A 19,010-nucleotide genomic window follows, 5' to 3' on the forward strand; every position below is an offset into this window, starting at 1 on the left:
CACGCCGCCCCGGGCTCGGCCCCGAGCCGCAGCGCCCGCCCGACCCGGGCCAGCCGCACCCCGACCGGCCCGCCGAGCGCCTCCCCGACCGCGACCGCGGCCCGACCGGGCGGCGCCCCGGCCCGCAGCGCCGCCGCGAGCAGGTCGGCCGCGAACGGCAGGTCGGCCCGGGCCACCGCCCGCTCCCGCCGCACCCGGGCCGGCTCGACCCGCCCGAGCAGCACCCCGCACCCGCCGGCCACGACCAGCCCGGCCACCACGCCGGCCACTCCGCCGATCGCGAGCGCGATGCCGAGCCCGGCGAACACCGCCATCGGCCACCGCACCCACGCCCCGATCGCCGCACCGTCGGCCCGGCCGGGCGTGTCGGCCACAGCGGCCTCGTCGCGACCACCGGGGCCGCCACGGCCACGGCCTCCCGGACCGGCCGAAGCCTGCGATCCTTCTCCACCACGGCCACCCGAGCCGAGCGCGACGCCGTTGTCTCGGCCACGGACGCCGACCATGTCGCCGGCCCGGGAACTCACTTCGACACCTCCGTCATGGCGGTGAAGGTCTGGCTGCCGTGCCCCGTGATGAGGGCCAGGCCGACCGTCAGCGACCGGGGGCGGGTCAGGTGGGCGCCGGGGAGGCGGAGGTGGAGCACCGCCGTGTACGTCGTCCGCCCGCCGCCCGCCAGCTCCACGCCGAGACCGGCCGCGATCTCCTCCGGCCAGCGCAGCCAGGTGAGCATCAGCGCACCTCCGCGGTCGCGGCGTTGACCATCCGGCCGGTCCACAGGAAGCCGCCGCACTGCAGGGTCACCGCGACGACGGCGCAGGTGGCGCCCAGCGGGGTGTGGAGCAGTTGCCGCGCCGGATGGGTGCCGATGGCGGCGCCCACCCACAGGCCGGCCAGCGGAAGGCGAGCAGGACCACGGTCGTCGCCTGGGCGGCGGACAGCTGCGCCGCCACCGCGATGCGCAGCGCCTGTCCGGAACGCAGGTCGGCGTCGACCCGGTCCAGCAGGTCGGCGAGGGGTACGCCGAGGTCCTCGCTCAGCCGGCACGCCGCGTCGAGCCGCGCCCCGGCCACCTCCGCCGCGGCCTCGGCCTGCCTGGCCGGGCGGGTCGGACGGGTCGGGCTCGCGCCGCGGACGCCCCTTGCCGCCGCGGCGCCGTCCGGGATGATGCCGGCGCGCAGTTCCTCGGTGGTGGTGTCGAGCGCGTCGAGCAGGGCGGCCACGCGCTGCTCGGCCTCCCGCCGGACCAGCCGACGGCGCAGGGCGACGAGGGCCATCAGCGCGTAGAGGGCGGCGACGAGCGCGGCCACCGGGCCGGACAGGGCCAGCGCCGGGCCCGCGAGCAGCGCGACGACCGCGGCCGTCGTCAGCACCGGACGGCGCAGGAGCGCCCGCCCGGCCCGCCGGCCGAGCGAGCCCCGCCGCCCAGGATTCGGCGCCGGGCTCCGATCCGGCGTGAAATAGCCGCGAGTCGAGGGCTCCGTCGGGACGGCCGCGCGGGTCAGGCGGACGAGCCGCCGGGCGGCACCGCGGCGGCGCAGCAGATAGGCGGCCCAGCCGGCCGTGAGCGCGGCGCCCGCGGCCAGGGCCAGGTCGACAGGGGTCATGTCCAGCCTCCAACCGGGTTGTAGTGCCGGTACACATCGGGCTTCGGCGCATCGATGCCGCGCCGCGACAGCAGGTCGTCCAGCTCGCCCGCGCCCGGGCCCGGGCCGCTGCCGCGGCGCCAAGCGGTCAGCACGCCGGCGATGTGCCGGTCCCGGTCGGGGGCGATCACGCAGACCTCGGTGAGCTCGCGGCGGCCGGAGCGATCGCGGTGCAGGTGCACGACGACCCGCAGGGCGGAGAGGACCATCGCGTGCAGCGCGGCCCGCGGCACGCCGCCCAGCAGGCCCAGGGCCTCCAGACGGGCGGGCACGTCGGCCGGGGAGTTGGCGTGCAGGGTCGCGGCGCCGCCCTCGTGGCCGGTGTTCAGGGCGCCGAGCAGGTCCACCACCTCGGCGCCGCGACACTCTCCGACGACCAGGCGGTCGGGGCGCATGCGCAGCGCCTGACGGACCAGGTCGCGCAGGGTCACGATGCCGGCGCCCTCGACGTTGGCCGCGCGGCTCTGGAGGCAGACCACGTGCGGGTGGACCGGCCGCAGCTCGGCGGCGTCCTCCACGACGACCATGCGCTCGCCCGGCGGCACGGCCGAGAGCAGGGTGGCCAGCACCGTCGTCTTCCCGGTGCCGGTGCCGCCGGTCACCAGGTACGGCAGCCGCGCCGCCACCACCGCCCGCAGCAGGCTCGCCGCGCCCGGGTCGACAGTCCCGCAGGAGACCAGCTCGTCGATCGTGAAGGCGCGCCGGCGGAAGGTGCGCAGCGAGAGGTACGGCCCGCCGATCGCGATCGGCGGCAGCACCGCGTGCATGCGGGTGCCGTCGGGCAGGCACGCGTCGACGAACGGGCTCGCCTCGTCGAGGCGGCGACCAGCGTTGGACGCGAGCCGCTTGGCGAGCTTGCGCACCTCCGCCTCGTCGCGCAGCGTGCCCAGGACCCGGCGCAGCCCGCCGCCGCGGTCGACCCACACGGTGACGCCGTTGACCAGCACGTCGGTCACGTCCGGGTCGGCGAGCAGCGGGGCCAGCGGCCCGGCCCCGGTCATCTCGCCGGCGAGGCGCGCGGCGAGTGCGCGTAGCGAGTGCGCGGGGAGCTCGGCCGCGCTCGGTTCCAGCCGTACCGCGGCCGCCACCGCCTCCGGGCTGATCTCGATGCCGTCGGCCGCCATCCGGGCCCGCACCCGGTCGGTCAGGTTCCGCGCGGCGCTGCCGTACGGCAGGCCCTGCGCGTCGTCCGGGCCGAGCCGCAGATCGTCGTCGGGACGGTCGGCCGGCAGGATCGCGTCCGGCGTCAGGGCCTGGCCCGGACCGAAGGCCCACGGGTTGGGCGAGCCGTCCAGCGCGGCCGGCGTGGCCATCCGCGGCCGCCGGCCCGGGTCGTGGGACGGCACCGTCCGGCGCGCGCGGGCACTGGTGTTCATGCCGCAACCCCCGGCGAAACGCGGCCACCCCGCCGCCGAGCGACGCATCCGCACGCGATGTCGTTCATGCCGCCGCTCCGGTCTTCAGGCCGAGGTCGCCGAGGATGCGGCGGCACAGGGCGGCGAGCGGTCCGCGACCGCCCGCGGCGGGAGGGGCGCCGCGCTCGAGCCGGCGGGGCAGTGAGCGCTCCGCGCGCAGGGTGCCGGCCACCGGCAGCCCCAGCGACCGGGCGACGTGCCGGGCCCGCAGCTTCCCGGGCGCCGGCCCGCGCACCACGACGTGCAGGGCGTCGGTGTGCGGCGTGAGCGTCGCGGCCACCCGGGCCGCCGCCACGCAGGCCCGCAGCTCGGCCGGCACGACGAGCAGCACCCGGTCGGCGGCCCGCAGCGCGAGCACCGCGGCCTCGTCGAGGCGGCGCGGCAGGTCGGCGACGACGAGGTCGCGGCCGCGGCGGCCGGCCTCCAGCGCGGCGGCCATCGCGTCGCCGGGCAGGCCGGCCGGCGCATTGCGGTCGCAGGACAGCACGGCCACGGGGCCCCGGCTGGGCAGGGCGCGGTCCAGGACCGGCGGGTCGATGGCGGCCGGCCGCCCGTCGACCAGGCCGGGCCAGCGCAGGCCGGCCACGTCCTCCCAGCCGAGGACCAGGTCGGCGCCGCCGCCGAGCGGGTCGGCGTCGACGAGCAGCGAGCGCAGGCCGGCGGCGCCGGCGGTCATCGCGAGGCCGGCGGCCAGCACGGTCGCCCCGGCGCCACCCCGCCCGCCGACGACGGCCAGGACGCGGCCGCGGGCAGCAGTGACCGCGGCGGCGTCGGTGGAGACGCGCAGGAGCTGTCCGGCGAGGTACCGCACCCCGTCCGGAAACCGCACGATGTGGTCGGCGCCGACCGCCTCGGCCAGCGCGACGAGCCGATCCCTCCCATGACTGCGGCTCAGCAGCATCACGTTGGGGCGCTCGGGGAGCCGGGCCCGGGCGCAGGCCGGGGCGGATCCGTCCCCGATGAGCACCAGCGGGGCGCCCGGATATCGGCGGCGGGCGGCCTCCGGGCCGGGCGCCACGTCGAGCTCGAGCGCGAACTCGGCGGCCAGGTAAACGACGTCGTCGAGCAGGTCGGGGTCGTCGCAGACGAGCAAGGGTCGGTGCACGGCAGGCTCCACGGTCTGAGCGGTTCGGCAAAGTGCGCGCCCACCCTGCCGCCTTCCGGCGCTCGCCCGCTCGCCGCCGGAGCCCGATCTGTGGATAACCGGGTGCTTGTGGATAACCTCCACAGACGAAGTCGATCTGCTATGTAAACCCCGACAAATCCACCCAGGACGGGCAAGGACTTGCGGCGGTACCGAATGAAAAAAGTCGTGGCGTGCACGCAGAACCGTGAACGATCAACAAAGCATCGGGCGTCAATGCTGGCTAACTGCCACCGATAGCGCGAAAGCCACCGGCCACATCGAAAGGCCAGGCGGCAGAAGTCCGGCAACCTGCGCGAAAACCCCTGAAGAAGGGGACGACCCCCGCCGGGGGGTGACGGGGGTCGCCGGGGGTTCGGCTCCGGGGGGGTCGAGCCGAACCCGCTCAGCGGTCACGGGGGGTGCAACCGCCGAGGGTCAATAACGAGGTCTCCGTCTCGCCGACATGAAACCGCGTCGCAAACATAAGCATGCCTGAGTCGACCGCCATACGTCGAGTAGGACCGGCCCGCAACACGCCCAGGACACCAGTCAATATTTCACTGTGAGGTAACTCAGGCGTGACGGGCCGCGAGCCCAGCGTGATCCAGTCGTGCTTTGGACGGATCTTTGGTCAAGTCTTGGCGCCACAGAGCCTCTCACGACGCTACACTTGCCCGCCGTGGGGCGTAGCGCCGCGTTTTTCGACCTGGACAAAACGGTGATCGCCAAGTCAAGCGCCTTGGCCTTCGGTCGACCGTTCTATCGCGACGGGCTGATCAGCCGCCGCGATGTCATCAAGGGCGCCTACGCGCAGCTGATCTTCCGGGTGGGCGGCGGCTCCGACGAGCAGTCCATGGCCCGCACCAGGGATTACCTCGCCGCGCTGGTCAAAGGCTGGCGGGCCGAGCAGGTCCGCCAGATCGTGCGGGAAACGCTCGACGAGCTGATCAGCCCGTACATCTACGCCGAGGCGGCCGCGCTCATCGTGGAGCACCGGGCGGCCGGCCGCGACGTGGTGCTGGTCTCGACCTCGGGCGACGAGATGGTCCGGCCCATCGGCGAGCAGCTCGGCATCACCGACATCATCGCCACGCGCATGAACGTCGGCGAGGACGGCTGCTACACCGGCGAGATCGACTTCTACGCCGCCGGCCCGAACAAGGTCGTCGCGGTCAAGGAGCTGGCCACCGAGCGCGACTACGATCTGGCGGCTTGTTACGCGTACTCCGACTCGGTGACCGACGCCGGGCTGCTCAGCCTCGTCGGGCACCCGACCGCGGTCAACCCCGACCGGGGGCTGCGGCGCATCTCGGTCGAGCGCGGCTGGCCGATGCTCGACTTCCGCCATCCGATCCCGCTGAGCCGCCGGCTGCGCGAGCGGCCCGCCGTGCCGATGGCCGCGGCCGCGCTCGGCCTGGGCGCGGCGGTCGCGATCGGCCTGGCCATCTACAGCAAGTACCGCCGGGCCCGCACGGCGCAACTCGCCGCGGCCGCCGCCGGCTGACGATTACGCTGCGTCGCCTCGCGAGTCCCAGCAGTCACATTCTGCAAGGTGGGGGTTCCGATCGTGGCCGAGCCGGCGTAGAAAAGAAGAGCGAGGACAAACCTCGTGCACGGCCGCCGGGCACCCACGAGCGACCAGCCGCGGTAAGGCGCGTTACAGCGGATTCGCAAGGACCGCTGCCAACGGACTTGAGGTGCACGCCTGGTAACCCGGTCGGACGTGGGTGACGGCGCCTCTTCCCATCGAGGCGCCGTCCTCTGTGCCCGGGCAGTCGCACCCAGGCAGTCGCACCCAGGCAGTTGCGCTCCGACAGTCGCGCTCAGGTAGGTGCGCTCGGACAGTCGCGCTCAGGCAGTTGGGCTCGGGCAGTTGCACTCAGGCAGTGACCTGCTCGCAGATCTCGCCGAGTTCCTCCGCGGCCCGCTCGGCCGCCGCCGCGTAGTGGCGCAGCCAGGACCGCAGACCATCGGGGGTACCGGTGGCGAAGGCGTTGGCCGCGCCCACGTACTCCGGCTCGCGACTGCGGTGCCCCACGTCCATCGCCAGCAGGCCCCGCGGATCCAGCCCGCCGGCCACCAGCGTCAGCCGGGCCGCGGCCCGCGCCACCACGCCGTTGGGACCGGCGAAGGCCTTCAGGGCCAGCAGTTCCCCGTGTACCACGGCCGCCTGCAACAGCACCGGGGCGCTCGTAGCGCCGGAGACGAGGGCGGCCAGGGCGTCCAGCCGGGGCGCCGTGCCCGGATCGAGCGGCCGGCCCAGCTCGGCGGGGGCGACAACGTCCCGGGCAACCAGAGTGTGCAGCTTGGCCAGCACCTGCCGGGGCGCCTTCGGCCAAGTGCCGGTCAGGCCGTCCAGGGCGGCCGTGGCGCGCAGCGCGCCGTGCACGACGGGGTCGGTGACCACGCCGGCCCGCACGCCCTCCAGGTCGAAGCCGTGGGTGTCCAGCGCGGCGCTGGCGACGGAGGTGCGCAGGGCGACCTCCGCGGCGACGGGGCCGCCCGAGCGGCGCAGGGCGCGATGGCGCATGGCGGCGTCGACGGCCGCCCGGGCCCTGTCGAGGGCCGGGGCCACGTCGGCGAGGTCGAGCAGCGGCGCGAGCGGGTCGGATGGCACCCCAAGACGGTATCGTGCCACTACTGTGAACAAAGTTTAGAGAAGAGGCCGCTTCTTTTTCGTCGTACCCCCGAACTAGCCTGCTTGCGAGAGCTGGACCACATCGAGGAGCCACCACCGATGAGCGAGACCTTGGAAAACCTTCTCAACGAAACACGGCAGTTCCCCCCGCCTGCCGAGTTCGCCGCCGCCGCCAACCTCACCGAGGGGGCCTACGCCGAGGCCCGCGCGGACCGCCTCGCGTTCTGGGAGCAGCAGGCGCACAGGCTGAGCTGGGCCAAGGAGTGGGACCAGGTGCTCGACTGGTCCAACCCCCCGTTCGCCAAGTGGTTCATCGGCGGACAGCTCAACGTGGCGTATAACTGCCTCGACCGCCACATCGAGGCCGGCCGCGGCGACAAGGTGGCCATCCACTTCGAGGGCGAGCCGGGCGACACCCGCACGATCACCTACGCCGACCTGCACCGCTCGGTCTGCCAGGCCGCCAACGCGCTCACCGACCTCGGCGTCGTCGCCGGCGACCGGGTCGCGATCTACCTGCCGATGATCCCCGAGGCGGCGGTCGCGATGCTGGCCTGCGCCCGCATCGGCGCCACCCACTCCGTGGTCTTCGGCGGCTTCTCCGCCGACGCGCTGAGCGGCCGCATCGACGACGCCAGCGCCAAGGTCGTCATCACCGCCGACGGCGGCTTCCGCCGGGGCAAGCCCAGCGGGCTCAAGAGCATCGTCGACGAGGCCGTGGTCAAGACGCCGAGCGTGGAGAAGGTCCTCGTGGTGCGCCGCACCGGCCAGGACATCGACTGGGACGGCTCGCGCGACCTGTGGTGGCACGAGGTCGTGGAGACCGCCTCCGCCGAGCACACCCCGCAGGCCTTCGACGCCGAGCACCCGCTGTTCATCCTCTACACGTCCGGCACCACGGCCAAGCCCAAGGGCATCCTGCACACCACGGGCGGCTACCTGACCCAGGCGAGCTTCACGCACCACGCGGTGTTCGACCTCAAGCCGGACAGCGACGTCTACTGGTGCACGGCCGACATCGGCTGGGTCACCGGGCACAGCTACATCGTCTACGGGCCGCTGTCCAACGGCGCCACCCAGGTCATGTACGAGGGCACGCCCGACACCCCGCACCGCGGACGGTTCTGGGAGATCGTGCAGAAGTACAAGGTGACGATCCTGTACACGGCCCCGACCGCGATCCGCACCTTCATGAAGTGGGGCGACGACGTCCCGGCGGGCTTCGACCTGTCCTCGCTGCGCCTGCTGGGCTCGGTCGGCGAGCCGATCAACCCCGAGGCCTGGATGTGGTATCGGGAACACATCGGCGGCAACCGCTGCCCCGTCGTCGACACCTGGTGGCAGACCGAAACCGGCGCGATCATGATCTCGCCGCTGCCCGGAGTCACCGCGGCCAAGCCCGGCAGCGCGATGCGCCCGCTGCCCGGCATCAGCGCCGACGTGGTCGACGACCAGGGCAACGCGGTCGGCAACGGCGGCGGTGGCTACCTCGTGCTCCGCGAGCCGTGGCCCTCGATGCTGCGCACCATCTGGGGCGACGACCAGCGCTTCAAGGACACCTACTGGGCGCGCTTCGACGGCATGTACTTCGCGGGCGACGGCGCCAAGAAGGACGAGGACGGCGACCTGTGGCTGCTCGGCCGGGTCGACGACGTCATGCTCGTCTCCGGTCACAACATCTCCACCACCGAGGTCGAGTCGGCCCTGGTCAGCCACCCGAAGGTGGCCGAGGCCGCGGTCGTGGGCGCCACCGATCCGACCACCGGCCAGGCCATCGTCGCCTTCACCATCCCGCGCGGCGGCGTCGAGACCGACGGCGAGGCGGGCGAGGCCCTGATCCAGGAGCTGCGCAACCACGTCGCCAAGACCCTCGGCCCGATCGCCAAGCCCCGCCAGATCATGCTCGTGGCGGAGCTCCCGAAGACCCGCTCCGGCAAGATCATGCGCCGCCTGCTGCGCGACGTCGCCGAGAACCGCAGCCTGGGCGACGTCACCACCCTGCAGGACTCGACGGTCATGGACCTGATCTCGTCCGGCCTGCAGTCGGGCAAGTCGGAGGACTGACCCACCGGCGCGCGGAACCCGGCCTCGACCCGGGTTCCGCGCCCGGCCCGCGTCGCCGTTGCGGGTTGCCGCGACCGCGAGGGAGAACGTGCCGGGATCCAGGTTGACCACGCCGCCGCGGGCCGGCGCAAGCGCAGAAGAAGCCAACCCGCCGTAGCGAGCGAGCTGAGACACGTCGAGCACGCCACTGCGGGTTGCCACGCGCGCAGAAGAGGCCAAGCGAGCGAGCTGAGAACGGCGCAGAGCGCCCATTCGTGCGTCGGGAACCCCGCTGCAGGTCTTGAGGGGGTTCGGGTGGAGCGGAGCTCCCCCGGCGCGAGCGAAGCGAGCTGGAAGCACAGCAGGGGCGGCCCCCGGGACCGGGGCCGCCCCTCTCGCTACGCGCAGGTGGAGCTACGCGTAGATCTTTACCGGGGTGTAGGTCTGGCGCGGGAAGATCTGGCCGACCTCGGCGTCCGTCAGCCCGAAGCGGCCCTGGGCCACCGAGCCGAAGACGGAGAACATGTTGTTCATCTCCGGCAGGTCGCCGTTGACGAGCGTATCCAGGCCGTTCCAGGTGCCGAGGAGCTTGCCGGCCAGCTTCTTGCCGGACAGGACGATGACGCCGCCGCCGTGGCCGTGGTCGGTGCCGCCGCCGTTCTCGGCGACCCGGCGGCCGAACTCGCTGGAGACCATGATGGTGACGTTCTGGGACAGGTCGGGGCCCAGGTCGTCGAAGAAGGCGGCCATGCCGGTGGCCAGCTCGCCGAAGTGCTGGGCCACGTAGCCGCCGCGGGTGCCCTGGTTCTCGTGGGTGTCCCAGCCGCCCATGCCGACGGTGGCGATGCGGACGTTGGCGCCGCCCTTGATGAGCTGGGCGATCTCCTTGAAGGCGTTGCCCACGCCGGAGTACTTGACGTTGTTCGCCGGGGCGTAGCCGTCCTGGGCCAGCTTGCTGGCCAGGGTCAGGGCGTCGATGCCGGCCTTCACCGGGGCCTCGATCGGGTGGTTCACGCCGGTGAAGAGGGCCTTGATGGCGTCGACGGTCGGCTGCTTGAACTTGCCGTCGCCGTTGACGTTCAGCGACGCCACGCTGTTGAGGGCCAGGGCGCCACCGCCGCCGACCAGCGACCTCGGCAGGGTGGAGCCGATGCCCACCGCGCGGAAGGCCGTGCCGGGGCCGAGCTTGTCGGCCAGGTTGGTCAGCCAGCCCATGCCGCCGGTCTCGGCGGGGAGGCCGCCGAGCTGGCAGATGTCGGTCGCGGCGAAGTGGCTGCGGTCGAGTCGGCGGTCGCTGACGGCGGGGATGAACGCCAGCTGGCCGGCGTCGAGGTACTTCTTCAGCGGGGCGAAGGACTCGTTGAGGCCGAAGCCGCGGTCGAGCGGGATCGACGTGTTCTCCGGCAGCGTGAAGCTGGGGCGCACCCGGGTCAGCGTCGCGTCGTTCATCGGCGCGAAGAGGGACAGCCCGTCCGCGCCGCCGTAGAGGAAGACGTGGATGAGGGTGCCCGTCGGGGTGGCCGCGAAGGACGCCTGCGTGGTCAGGAACTGGCTGGTGGCCAGGGCCGTGGTGGTGGCCGCGGCGCCGACGACGAAGCGGCGGCGGGTGACGCCGCGGTGGTCCTCCTGAGCGTCCTCGTCGCGGGAGAGGTCGAGGTACCGATCCCGGACGCTCTTCTGCTCTTCCTGCACCGCGACCGCCTCGGCCCGAAGCGCGGACTCGAACCGGTTGGGACCGAGCCGCAGCAGGTCAGGGCAGTCCGGGTGGAGCGACTTCTGCTTCCGCACTGGCTTCTCCATGATGTGCCGCCTACCGGAGGTGGTGGTGGGGAGTGGCGAAGATCGCGCGCACGACCGCGGCGATACCGCCGTTGAAGGTGGCGTCCACCGGGGTGGTGGCGGTCATCGTCGGGCTGACGATGCGCAGGATCGCGGTCTTGCGATCGTTGTCGAGCGTCACGTTGATGAGCTTCTTGGTGAGCGCGTCGAGGTAGGCCCCCGCGGTGGCCGGCGGGCCGGCGACGAGCGCCTCGGGCTTCTGCCAGGTGAACTGGCGCCGGCCGCCGGTGATCGCGGTGTAGGCGTCGTTCCACTGGTTGACCATCGTGCCGGCCGAGGTCCACGCGACGTACACGTCGGGGTAGCCGTTCGGGGTCGGCAGCTCCATCGGGGCGTGGCCGAACTCCTCCAGCTTGCGCATGATGTCGCCCAGGCCCTGGACCATCGGGCTCATATTCGTGTTGCTGGACGTGAAGCTCGCCGGGGCGTCGGCGCCGATGTCGAGCGCGCGGTACGTGGCGGTCAGGTATTCGCCGGGCCGGCGCACCTTCTGGCCGACGGACTCCCAGAACTCCGTCCGGGAGAGCATCGTCGTCAGTACCGCGGGAATGTTGCTCTTCTTGTCGACGTACGTCTTCGCCATGGCGTCGACGAGGGTCTTCGGCGGGACGTCGGAGACGAACCGGGTGGCCAGGTTCTGCGCCATGTACCGCGCGGTGTTCGGGTGCAGCGCGAGGTACCGGAAGTACGCCTCCTGCACCGCCTCGCCGCCCGCCGCGTCGCCGTTCGGGTGGGAGAAGCCCATAATCTTCACCGGGCCGACGTAGTGCTGCTCGGGCCGGTAGACGTACTGGTTGTCACGGACGCTGCGGCCGGTCTGCAGCATGGCCGCCTGGCGTACGTCGGTCTCGTTGTAGCCGTTGAACGCGCCGACCGTGTAGAGCTCGAGGTTCTCGCGGGCCAGGTTCTCGTTGATCTGGTTCTTGGTCGAGTCCTGCTGGTCGAGGTACCGCAGCAGCGCCGGGTGCCGGTTCGCGGCGACGAACATGTCGACGTAGTTGCCCAGGGCGTGCTTGCGGATGACGTCGCGGTCGAACGACGCGCGGGTCAGCTCGTTGCCGTCGTGGAACGCCGAGACGTGCAGGTAGTCGTTGAAGAAGTCACACATCATCTCGAAGAGCTGCCGGTCGGAGAACAGCTGCTTGGCGATGGTGTACCGCACGTTCTGGTCGTCGGCGTGGATGCCCTTCTTGTCGAGGTCATCGCGCTGCGCCTTGAGCTGCTCGTAGCTCATCCCGTAGGTGATCAGCTCGGCGTCGGCCTTCTGCTCGCCGCGGGTCAGCGGGATCGTCTCCGGCTTGAGCTGCTTGTCGATCCAGCCGTTGATGCCCAGCTTGTTGATGTCGCCGATGACCTTGGCGTTCGGCCCGAACGTGAGCCGGCTGGCCAGGTGGCGGGCCGAGTCCTTCTTCGGCAGCACGGTGCTGGCCTTGACCACGGCGTTCTTGGCCGCATCGGCCGGGGTGCCGAACGAGGAGCCGGTGGTCGGGGTGTTCTTGCGGATGCCCAGGCCCGCGTTGCCGTTCATGAGGCTCTGGTTCTGGTCGACGTAGGCCGGCACGGTGTTGTCGGCGACCGCGTCGGGGGCGTCGGCGCTGGTGCCGGCCGGGTGGGCGCCCTTGCCGAAGAACTGGGTGACGGCGTAGGCGCCGCCGCCGATCAGCGCGGCCGCGCCGCCGCCGATGGCGATCATCGCGGTGCGGCGGCGCCAGTTCGACGGCTCGTCGTCGTAGTCGTCCTCGTCGAGGTCGGGCAGGCTGCCGCGACCGCGGCCGCGGGGCATCGCGCTGGGGTCGTAGAAGTGCGGACCGGAGCCGCCGCGGTCGGCCGGCATCGAGCCGTAGCCGCGCGGGCCGCCCACGTGCCGGGGATCGCCGGGGCGGGGGTCACCCTGGCCCCGCCGGTCGTAGCGACCGGTCTGGTCCTCGTAGCCGGCCTCGTAGTACGAGTCGACGTACGGGTCGTAACGCTCGTTCATCTACAGGTCCCGATCAGCGCAAGAGGGCGGGCGGTGTCGCCCCCGGAAGGTAGTGGCTGCTCAGGAGGCCTTCAACCCATGACTGAAGCGCGCTGATCGGGACTTAAGACTCGGCCGGTGACCCAAGGTCACGAATACCCGCGCGGAAGCGGGTACGTCACCCTTGAGCTGCTGGAACCTTTGTCACAGCGGGCCCGGGAGGCGGACATCAGCACAGATACATTTAAGACTGCGCTGCAGTTGCCGACGCGCCCGATTTCAGCCGGTTTTGCCGACCCAGAGGTCGTGGTACGGCGCCCCGCCGCACGGCGGCCCGGCGGCGATCGACATGCGGCGTTCGTCCAGATCGAGCACGAGCGAGAACAGGGTCTCGGTGCGGTCCACCTCGGCGACGCCCGGCTCGTCGTGGCGGCAGATCGACTGCGGGTGGCCGCCGTGGTCGCGCAACACGGCGCGCAGCCGGGCCTCGTCGATCGGGCCGGGGCCGAGCAGCCGGCGGGCCCGGGCGGCGCGGAAGAAGGACGAGCCGCCGATCGCGCGCAGGGTGTCGATCACGGCCAGCGCCGGCTCCTCGAAGTGGTTGGTGTGGGTGAGGATGCCGTCGACCGGGTGCCGGAAGCCGACGTCGTCCGGGGCGACCTCGAAGTCGATCACCTCGCCCGGGGTGCCGTCGCCGAAGGCCTGCCCGACGAGCAGGTTGATGCTCGCGCCGCGCGGGGTGGCGCAGACGACCTTGACGGCGGCGCCGAGGTGGCGGGCCTCCAGGGTGGCGCGGAGCAGGACGTGGTACGGCACGCCGCCGTCGCGGCGGTCCCGGGCGCTCGTGAGCATGTTCACGCACACCCCGAGCCCGGCGTCGTTGATCCCGGCCTTGGCCAGCATGCCGGCCTCGGTCAGGGTGAGCACCTCGGCGCCGAGCTCGTCGCGGGTGGCCAGCAGCAGGGCGAAGGGCCGCTGGTCGGGGTGCCAGTCCCAGTTCTGCGCGAGCGTGGTGTGGCCGCCGGCGGAGCGGTCGTCGAGCACGCCGATGGCGGTGCACTCGGAGACTCCGGCGGCGCCGTAGATCAGCTCGGTGCGGCCGTTGAGGGCGTAGATCTCCTCGACCGGGACGTCGGCGCCCTCGGCCACGCCGTCGAGCATCTCGGCGACCCGTGGGGCGTGGTGGTGGGAGGCGGCGCGGAACAGCGCCCCGTAGTGGCGGACGCGGTCGGCGCCGAGGCCGGCGGCGGCGAAGCGGGCCAGGTAACTGGCCGTGTTGGCCGCGATCAGGTCGGCCGCCGCGGCACCGTACGCAATGCCGCAGTCACGGGGAGTACCGAATGCCTCGATGAGGGGGATCGGCGGCGCCATGTGCTGAACGTTAGCCGGTCGCCTGGCGGGAATTCGACCGCAAAAGACCTACGCTGAGCGACATGAACCGCCCCGTTGACGACACCTGCGTCATGATCGACGGGCCGTGGTCGCACCGCTTCGTCAGCGCGAATGGCACGCGCTTCCACGTGGTGGAGGCAGGCACCGGGCCCCTCGTGCTGTTCCTGCACGGCTTCCCCGAGTTCTGGTACGCCTGGCACAACCAGTTGCCGGCCGTGGCCGACGCCGGCTTCCGGGCCGTGGCCGTGGACCTGCGCGGCTACGGGGCCAGCGACAAGCCACCGCGCGGTTACGACGGGTACACGATGGCCGGCGACGTCGCGGGGCTGATCCGCGCGCTGGGCGAGCGCAGCGCGATCCTCGTCGGCGGCGGATACGGCGGGATGATCGGCTGGGCCACCGCCGCCTTCCACCCGAAGATGGTCCGGCGGCTGGTCGTGCTGGGCGCGGCGCACCCGCTGCGACTGCGGGCCGGCCTGGCCGCCGACCCGCGCGGGCAGCTGGCCGCGGCCAAGCCGGTGCTGCGCTTCCAGGTGCCGCGCTTCGAGCACGTGCTGACCCGGAACGACGCCCAGCTGGTGGGCGGGTACCTGCGGCGCTGGGGGGCGCCGGACTGGGTCACCCGCGAGGAGTACCGCGACTACGAGGCGTGCTGCCGCGCGGCGATGCAGATCCCGCAGGCGGCGTTCTGTGCGCTGGAGACGTACCGGTGGGCGGTGCGCTCGGCGCTGCGGCTGCAGGGGTACCGCTTCGTGAAGCTCCTGCAACAGCCGGTGACGGCGCCGACGCTCCAGCTGCACGGCGCGCTCGATCCGGCGGTACTGCCACGGACCGCGCAGGGCTCGGGGCGCTACGTGCTGGCCGAGTACGAGTGGCGGCTGCTGCCGAACGCCGCGCACTTCCCGCACCTGGAGCAGCCGGACCTCGTCACCGGCGAGATCCTCCGGTGGGCGAAGGCCGGATAGCGATGTGCTCTTGGCACCGCGGAGGGTGAGAACGCCCAGTCTGGCTCGATGCGGCTTCGCTCCGATCGACCCAGACCAGGCGCCGACGGGAGCGACGGTCCGCGACTGACGCGGGCCGGAGCCAAAATGGCTTCACACTCGGTATTCGCGCAGCTCACTGACTTCGGCGCGGGGGGCCCAGCCCTGGTAGACGCCGTAGTCGAACTCTTCGAGGCCAAGTTCGGCGGCGACGGGAGCGCGACCGCCGGTGTACTCCACGCGCAGCCAGCCGTCGTGCTCGCCCAGGACGATGAACGGCTGGTCGCGCCAGAAGCAGGTGGTGCGCACGTAGACGAGATCGTCGACCTCGGTGCGGTGGACGATGCGGCGGTACCGCCCGGGGCGCACCTCGTCGAAGCCGTCGCTCGCGTCGGGGCGGTAGAGGCGCACGTCCTCGCCGTCGGGGCTGGCCTCGTACTCGGCGCCGTGCCAGCGGGCCGCGTAGCCGTCGCGGATCACGAGTTGCTCTTTCGCCAGAGAGGGCCGTCGGCGTCGAGGCGGGCGATGAGCTCCTGCCGGCCGTCGCGGCGCACGCGCCACAGCTCGGCGTGGTGCGGCAGGCGGGCGCTGTCGACCTTGAACTCGGCGATCACGTCGCCGGTCTCGCTCGGGGCGAAGCCGTTGCCGCGGAACGGCGGGCGCTCGATGACCCAGCCCTCCATGGCCCGCATGGCGTCGTGCGACGGACCGCCGTAGGGGATGCGGTAGAGGTCGCCGCGGTAGGCGATCCAGCGCAGCACGTAGGCCTCGTCGGCGTCGGGCTTGAACGACGACCCTGCGTAGCCGAGGCCGAGCGCGTTGTACAGCTGATCGGGCGTCTCGAGGTGGGCGACCTCGCCGGCGCGGTGCACGAAGCCGGAGACGCGATCGTAGTTGCGCTCGAGGTAGTGCGAGAGCTGCTCGGGCGAGATCGGCTTCTGCATGACCTGCTCGCGGTCCGTCGGCGGCTCGTACGCCGGGCGGGGCGCGGGCCTGGGCGCCTCGCGGGGCGCCTCGAACGGCTGGTCCTCGGGATCGTCAACGCCGAGGCCAAGCTCGGTGGCCCAGGTGGCGAGCTGGACGACCTCGGTGCCGGGCAGGACGGCGCCGGCCGGGGACTCCGGGTTGATGGCGAAGGCCAGCTGGTCGCCGGGCGGCCAGTTGCGGATCAGCCGCGTGAACTTGATCCAGCTGCCCTCGGCGTCCTCGCCGAGCCGCTCCCGCATGCGCTCCGGCGAGGTGAAGACGACCAGGTGGGGCAGGCCGTTCATGTGCTCGGTGCGCCAGTTGGCCGGGTCGACCGGGCCGTCGCCGGTCCAGAACGGGATCAGGACCTTGGCCAGCAGCAGCGTCGACAGGAACCGGTCGGTGCTGTTGGCCTGGACCGCCTCGAACAGGTCCCGCTCCACGTTGTTGGCCGGGTCGAAGTCGGGGGCCTTGGGCGGGGTGACCACCTCGGCCTCGACGATGTCCTCGCGCGGCCGGAGCGGGACCTCCTCGACGATCTCCGGCTCGTAGACCGGCTCGCGGGTCGGCTCCCTGGTGGGCTCGACGTGGTACGTCGTCGGCTGGTACTCCCAGGACGTCTCGGCGGCGGCCTGCTGGAAGTCGGGGCGTTCGGCGGCGCCGTCCTCGAAGAAGGTGCGCAGCTCGGGGGACGGGTCCGGGGTGGCCGGCTTCTCATCGCGGGCGCCGACGTCGAAGAACGAGCCGGTGTTCTCCTTGGAGTCCTCCTCCTCGACCGCCGGGGCCGGCTGAATCTCCGCGGCCGGCTGGATCTCCGCGACGGGTTGGAACTCCGCGACGGGTTGGAACTCCGCGATCGGCTTGACCTGCGCGGCGGGCTGGATCTCCGGGGCCTGCGGTGCCTCTTCGGCCTCGTCCGATCGCAGGTCGGCCAGCGCGGCGTACGGGTCCCTCCGCTCGGCCTCGGCCGGGCCGAGGTCGGCCAGGGCGGCGTAGGGGTCCCTGGGCAGCGGCTCCGCGGCGGCGGGCGGGTGGGACTCGGCGAAGGCGTTGAAGGTGCGCGGCTCCGGCTCGTCGGCGAAGAACGGGCGCTGCTCCTCCTCGCGCCGGGGCGGCTCGGGCTCGCGGTGGTCACCGAAGAAGGAGCGCTGCGGCTCCGCGGTGTCCTGCAAGTGCGGCGACTGTACCTCGGCCCTGCCACTGAACAGGTACTCCCTGTTCTCGCGGACCTCGGGCCGCAGCGGCTCCTGCTCCTGGTGCGGAGCGAACGGGTCGCGGGGCTGGGCCTGCTCCTGGTACGGGGCAAACGGATCGCGCGGCGGCTCCTGCTCCTGGTGCGGAGCAAACGAATCCCGCACCGGGGCCTGCTCCTGGCGCGGGGCGAACGGATCGAGGGACGGCTCCTGCTCCTGGCGCAGGGCGAACGGGTCCCGGGGCGACTCCTGCTCCTGGCGCGGAGCAAACGGATCGTGGGGCGGGGCCGCGGCCGGCTCGTCGGCGAAGAAGGGGTGCTCGTCGAGGTCGGCCCGGCCGAAGCCGGCGCTGCGGGCGCCCGCGGACAGGCCGCCGAAGGGCTTCGGGGCCTCGTCCACCTCGGGGTGTTCGACGTCGAGGCGGCTGAAGCCAGGACGGTCGAAGACCGGGCGGTCGAAGGGCAGGGGGTCGAAGGGCAGGGGGTCGGCGGGGTTGTCGTCATGGAACGGATCGCCGCTGCGGGCCGCCAGCCCGGGGCGACCGGGACGGACGTCGGCGAAGCCGGCCCAGCCGGGGTTGACGGGCTGGGTGTCCTCGTCGAGGCCGGGCGGGAAGTAGGGCGCGGGCTCACCCGAGACAGGCCGATGCGGGAGCGCGTCGCCAGCCGCGGGGCCGTACGCGGCGGGCTCACCCGAGACAGGCCGATGCGGGAGCGCGTCGCCTGCGGCGGGGCCGTACGCGGCGGGCTCACCCGACACGGGCCGCTGCGGGAGCGCGTCACCGACGGCGGGCCGGTACGCGAAAGGCTCGCCCGACACAGGGCGCGGCAGGGGATCGCCCGACACGGGCCGCTGCGGAAGCGCGTCACCGGCGGCGGGGCGGTACGCGGCGGGCTCGCCTTGCGCCGGGCGCTGCGGCAGGGGCTCGCCGATCGGCCGGAACGGGGATGGATCGCCCGAAACCGGACGCTGGGGCAGCGGGTCGCTCGCGAAGAACGCGGACGGCGGCTCGGCGGCCGGGCGCTGGGGCAGGGCATCGCCGGTCGGGCGCGGGGGCAGGGCGCCGCCCGGGCGGAAGGCCGGCGGGTCGGCCTCGGTGCGGTTGGCCTGCGGCTGGCGGGTCGGCAGCGGCGGGCCCGAGGACAGGGGGAGGTCCGGGGGCGGCTGCCACGCGGCGGGGATGACCGGCTCGGCGTGCTCGGTGTAGATCTCGCCCAGGCTGCGGGCCGGTTCGCGGCGCGGCCAGTACCGGCGCGGATCGCCGTGCGGGTCCTCGACGCCGCCCTGCGGCCGGCTCGGGAGGTCCGACCCGCCCTGAGGCCTCATGGGCAGGTCCGAGCCGCCATGCGGCCGGCTCGGAAGGTCCGAGCCACCGTGCGGCCGGCTCGGGAGGTCCGAACCACCCTGCGGCCTCATGGGCAGGTCCGAGCCACCCTGCGGCCAGCCCGGGAGGTCCGAACCACCCCGCGGGCGCATGGTCAGGTCCGAACCGCCCTGCTGCGGGCGCATGGGCAGGTCCGAGCCACCCTGGGGACGGGTGGGAAGGTCCGGCGCGCCGCCGCCGAGCGGCCGGGACGGCAGGCCGGACGGGCCGGCCGGCGAGGTCGGCTGGGCCGGGGTGCCGCCCGGCTGGCGGAACGGGTTCTGCGGCCGGGACGGCAGGTCGGTGCGGGCCGCCGGGCCGCCGCGGTCCGCGCCGGAGAAGAGGTCGCGCTCGCCCGGCGCGTCCAGCGGCTTGCGGTCGGAGTCGTCGAAGAGCCCGCGCGGGGCGGCGCCCGGTAACGAGGCCCGGCGGCGCGCGGCCCCCGCGCC

13 protein-coding genes and 1 pseudogene are annotated in these 19,010 nt (G+C 73.2%); 3 read left to right on the forward strand and 11 right to left on the reverse strand.

Annotated features, from left to right (window positions below):
- The 5 genes and pseudogenes from AB0M46_RS47170 to ssd all read right to left on the reverse strand — a co-directional run.
- A pseudogene (locus AB0M46_RS47170) lies at positions 1–374 on the reverse strand (secretion system protein); the annotation flags it as partial.
- A 149-nt stretch (positions 375–523) separates the two neighbouring features.
- The gene (locus AB0M46_RS47175; RefSeq protein WP_363347472.1) at positions 524–733 is read right to left on the reverse strand and encodes a hypothetical protein; all 210 of its coding nucleotides are present in this window, start codon (positions 731–733) and stop codon (positions 524–526) included.
- 67 nt (positions 734–800) lie between these two features.
- A complete protein-coding gene (locus tag AB0M46_RS47180) occupies positions 801–1,607 on the reverse strand; it encodes a hypothetical protein (protein WP_363347474.1) in 807 nt (268 codons plus the stop codon).
- A complete protein-coding gene (locus tag AB0M46_RS47185; protein ID WP_363347476.1) occupies positions 1,604–3,022 on the reverse strand; it encodes a TadA family conjugal transfer-associated ATPase in 1,419 nt (472 codons plus the stop codon). Before AB0M46_RS47185 ends, AB0M46_RS47180 begins: the two co-directional genes overlap by 4 nt.
- Positions 3,023–3,086: 64 nt before the next feature.
- A complete protein-coding gene (gene ssd, locus AB0M46_RS47190) occupies positions 3,087–4,166 on the reverse strand; it encodes a septum site-determining protein Ssd (RefSeq protein WP_363347478.1) in 1,080 nt (359 codons plus the stop codon).
- Between the two features lie 691 nt (positions 4,167–4,857).
- Here ssd and AB0M46_RS47195 point away from each other — a divergent pair.
- Positions 4,858–5,691, forward strand: coding sequence for an HAD-IB family hydrolase (locus tag AB0M46_RS47195; RefSeq protein ID WP_363347480.1), 834 nt, complete (start codon positions 4,858–4,860; stop codon positions 5,689–5,691).
- 375 nt (positions 5,692–6,066) lie between these two features.
- Here the strand turns inward: AB0M46_RS47195 and AB0M46_RS47200 are convergent, their stop codons facing one another.
- Positions 6,067–6,804, reverse strand: coding sequence for an oxidoreductase (locus AB0M46_RS47200; protein ID WP_363347482.1), 738 nt, complete (start codon positions 6,802–6,804; stop codon positions 6,067–6,069).
- A 120-nt stretch (positions 6,805–6,924) separates the two neighbouring features.
- On the opposite strand from AB0M46_RS47200, the gene acs reads away from it, so the two are divergent.
- On the forward strand, positions 6,925–8,889 hold the full coding sequence (gene acs, locus AB0M46_RS47205) for an acetate--CoA ligase (RefSeq protein WP_363347484.1): 1,965 nt from the start codon (positions 6,925–6,927) through the stop codon (positions 8,887–8,889).
- A 393-nt stretch (positions 8,890–9,282) separates the two neighbouring features.
- On the opposite strand, the gene AB0M46_RS47210 is transcribed toward acs, so the two are convergent.
- The 3 genes from AB0M46_RS47210 to AB0M46_RS47220 form a co-directional block, all read right to left on the reverse strand.
- Complete coding sequence (locus AB0M46_RS47210) at positions 9,283–10,656, reverse strand: DUF1501 domain-containing protein (protein ID WP_363347486.1); 1,374 nt, start codon at positions 10,654–10,656, stop codon at positions 9,283–9,285.
- Between the two features lie 22 nt (positions 10,657–10,678).
- Entirely contained in the window at positions 10,679–12,685 is a 2,007-nt protein-coding gene (locus AB0M46_RS47215) for a DUF1800 domain-containing protein (RefSeq protein WP_363347488.1), read from the reverse strand.
- A gap of 258 nt (positions 12,686–12,943) precedes the next feature.
- The gene (locus tag AB0M46_RS47220; RefSeq protein WP_363347490.1) at positions 12,944–14,035 is read right to left on the reverse strand and encodes a C45 family peptidase; all 1,092 of its coding nucleotides are present in this window, start codon (positions 14,033–14,035) and stop codon (positions 12,944–12,946) included.
- 62 nt (positions 14,036–14,097) lie between these two features.
- On the opposite strand from AB0M46_RS47220, the gene AB0M46_RS47225 reads away from it, so the two are divergent.
- Entirely contained in the window at positions 14,098–15,021 is a 924-nt protein-coding gene (locus AB0M46_RS47225; RefSeq protein ID WP_363347492.1) for an alpha/beta hydrolase, read from the forward strand.
- Positions 15,022–15,153: 132 nt separating this feature from the next.
- Here the strand turns inward: AB0M46_RS47225 and AB0M46_RS47230 are convergent, their stop codons facing one another.
- Both AB0M46_RS47230 and AB0M46_RS47235 read right to left on the reverse strand, forming a co-directional pair.
- The gene (locus tag AB0M46_RS47230) at positions 15,154–15,519 is read right to left on the reverse strand and encodes a hypothetical protein (protein ID WP_363347494.1); all 366 of its coding nucleotides are present in this window, start codon (positions 15,517–15,519) and stop codon (positions 15,154–15,156) included.
- Positions 15,516–19,010, reverse strand: a 3,495-nt coding sequence (locus AB0M46_RS47235) for an SseB family protein (RefSeq protein ID WP_363347496.1), incomplete at its 5' end; no start/stop codon positions are given. The genes AB0M46_RS47230 and AB0M46_RS47235, both read right to left, overlap by 4 nt.

The sequence above is a fragment of the Dactylosporangium sp. NPDC051485 genome (assembly GCF_040682015.1).
In the GTDB taxonomy this organism is placed as follows: Bacteria; Actinomycetota; Actinomycetes; order Mycobacteriales; family Micromonosporaceae; genus Dactylosporangium.

Coding starts and splice junctions, on each gene's coding strand:
- AB0M46_RS47180 (WP_363347474.1), bottom strand. CDS start 1,607: ATGACCCCTGTCGACCTGGCCCTGGCCGCGGGCGCCGCGCTCACGGCC.
- AB0M46_RS47175 (WP_363347472.1), bottom strand. CDS start 733: ATGCTCACCTGGCTGCGCTGGCCGGAGGAGATCGCGGCCGGTCTCGGC.
- AB0M46_RS47215 (WP_363347488.1), bottom strand. CDS start 12,685: ATGAACGAGCGTTACGACCCGTACGTCGACTCGTACTACGAGGCCGGC.
- AB0M46_RS47225 (WP_363347492.1), top strand. CDS start 14,098: ATGAACCGCCCCGTTGACGACACCTGCGTCATGATCGACGGGCCGTGG.
- AB0M46_RS47220 (WP_363347490.1), bottom strand. CDS start 14,035: ATGGCGCCGCCGATCCCCCTCATCGAGGCATTCGGTACTCCCCGTGAC.
- AB0M46_RS47185 (WP_363347476.1), bottom strand. CDS start 3,022: ATGAACACCAGTGCCCGCGCGCGCCGGACGGTGCCGTCCCACGACCCG.
- acs (WP_363347484.1), top strand. CDS start 6,925: ATGAGCGAGACCTTGGAAAACCTTCTCAACGAAACACGGCAGTTCCCC.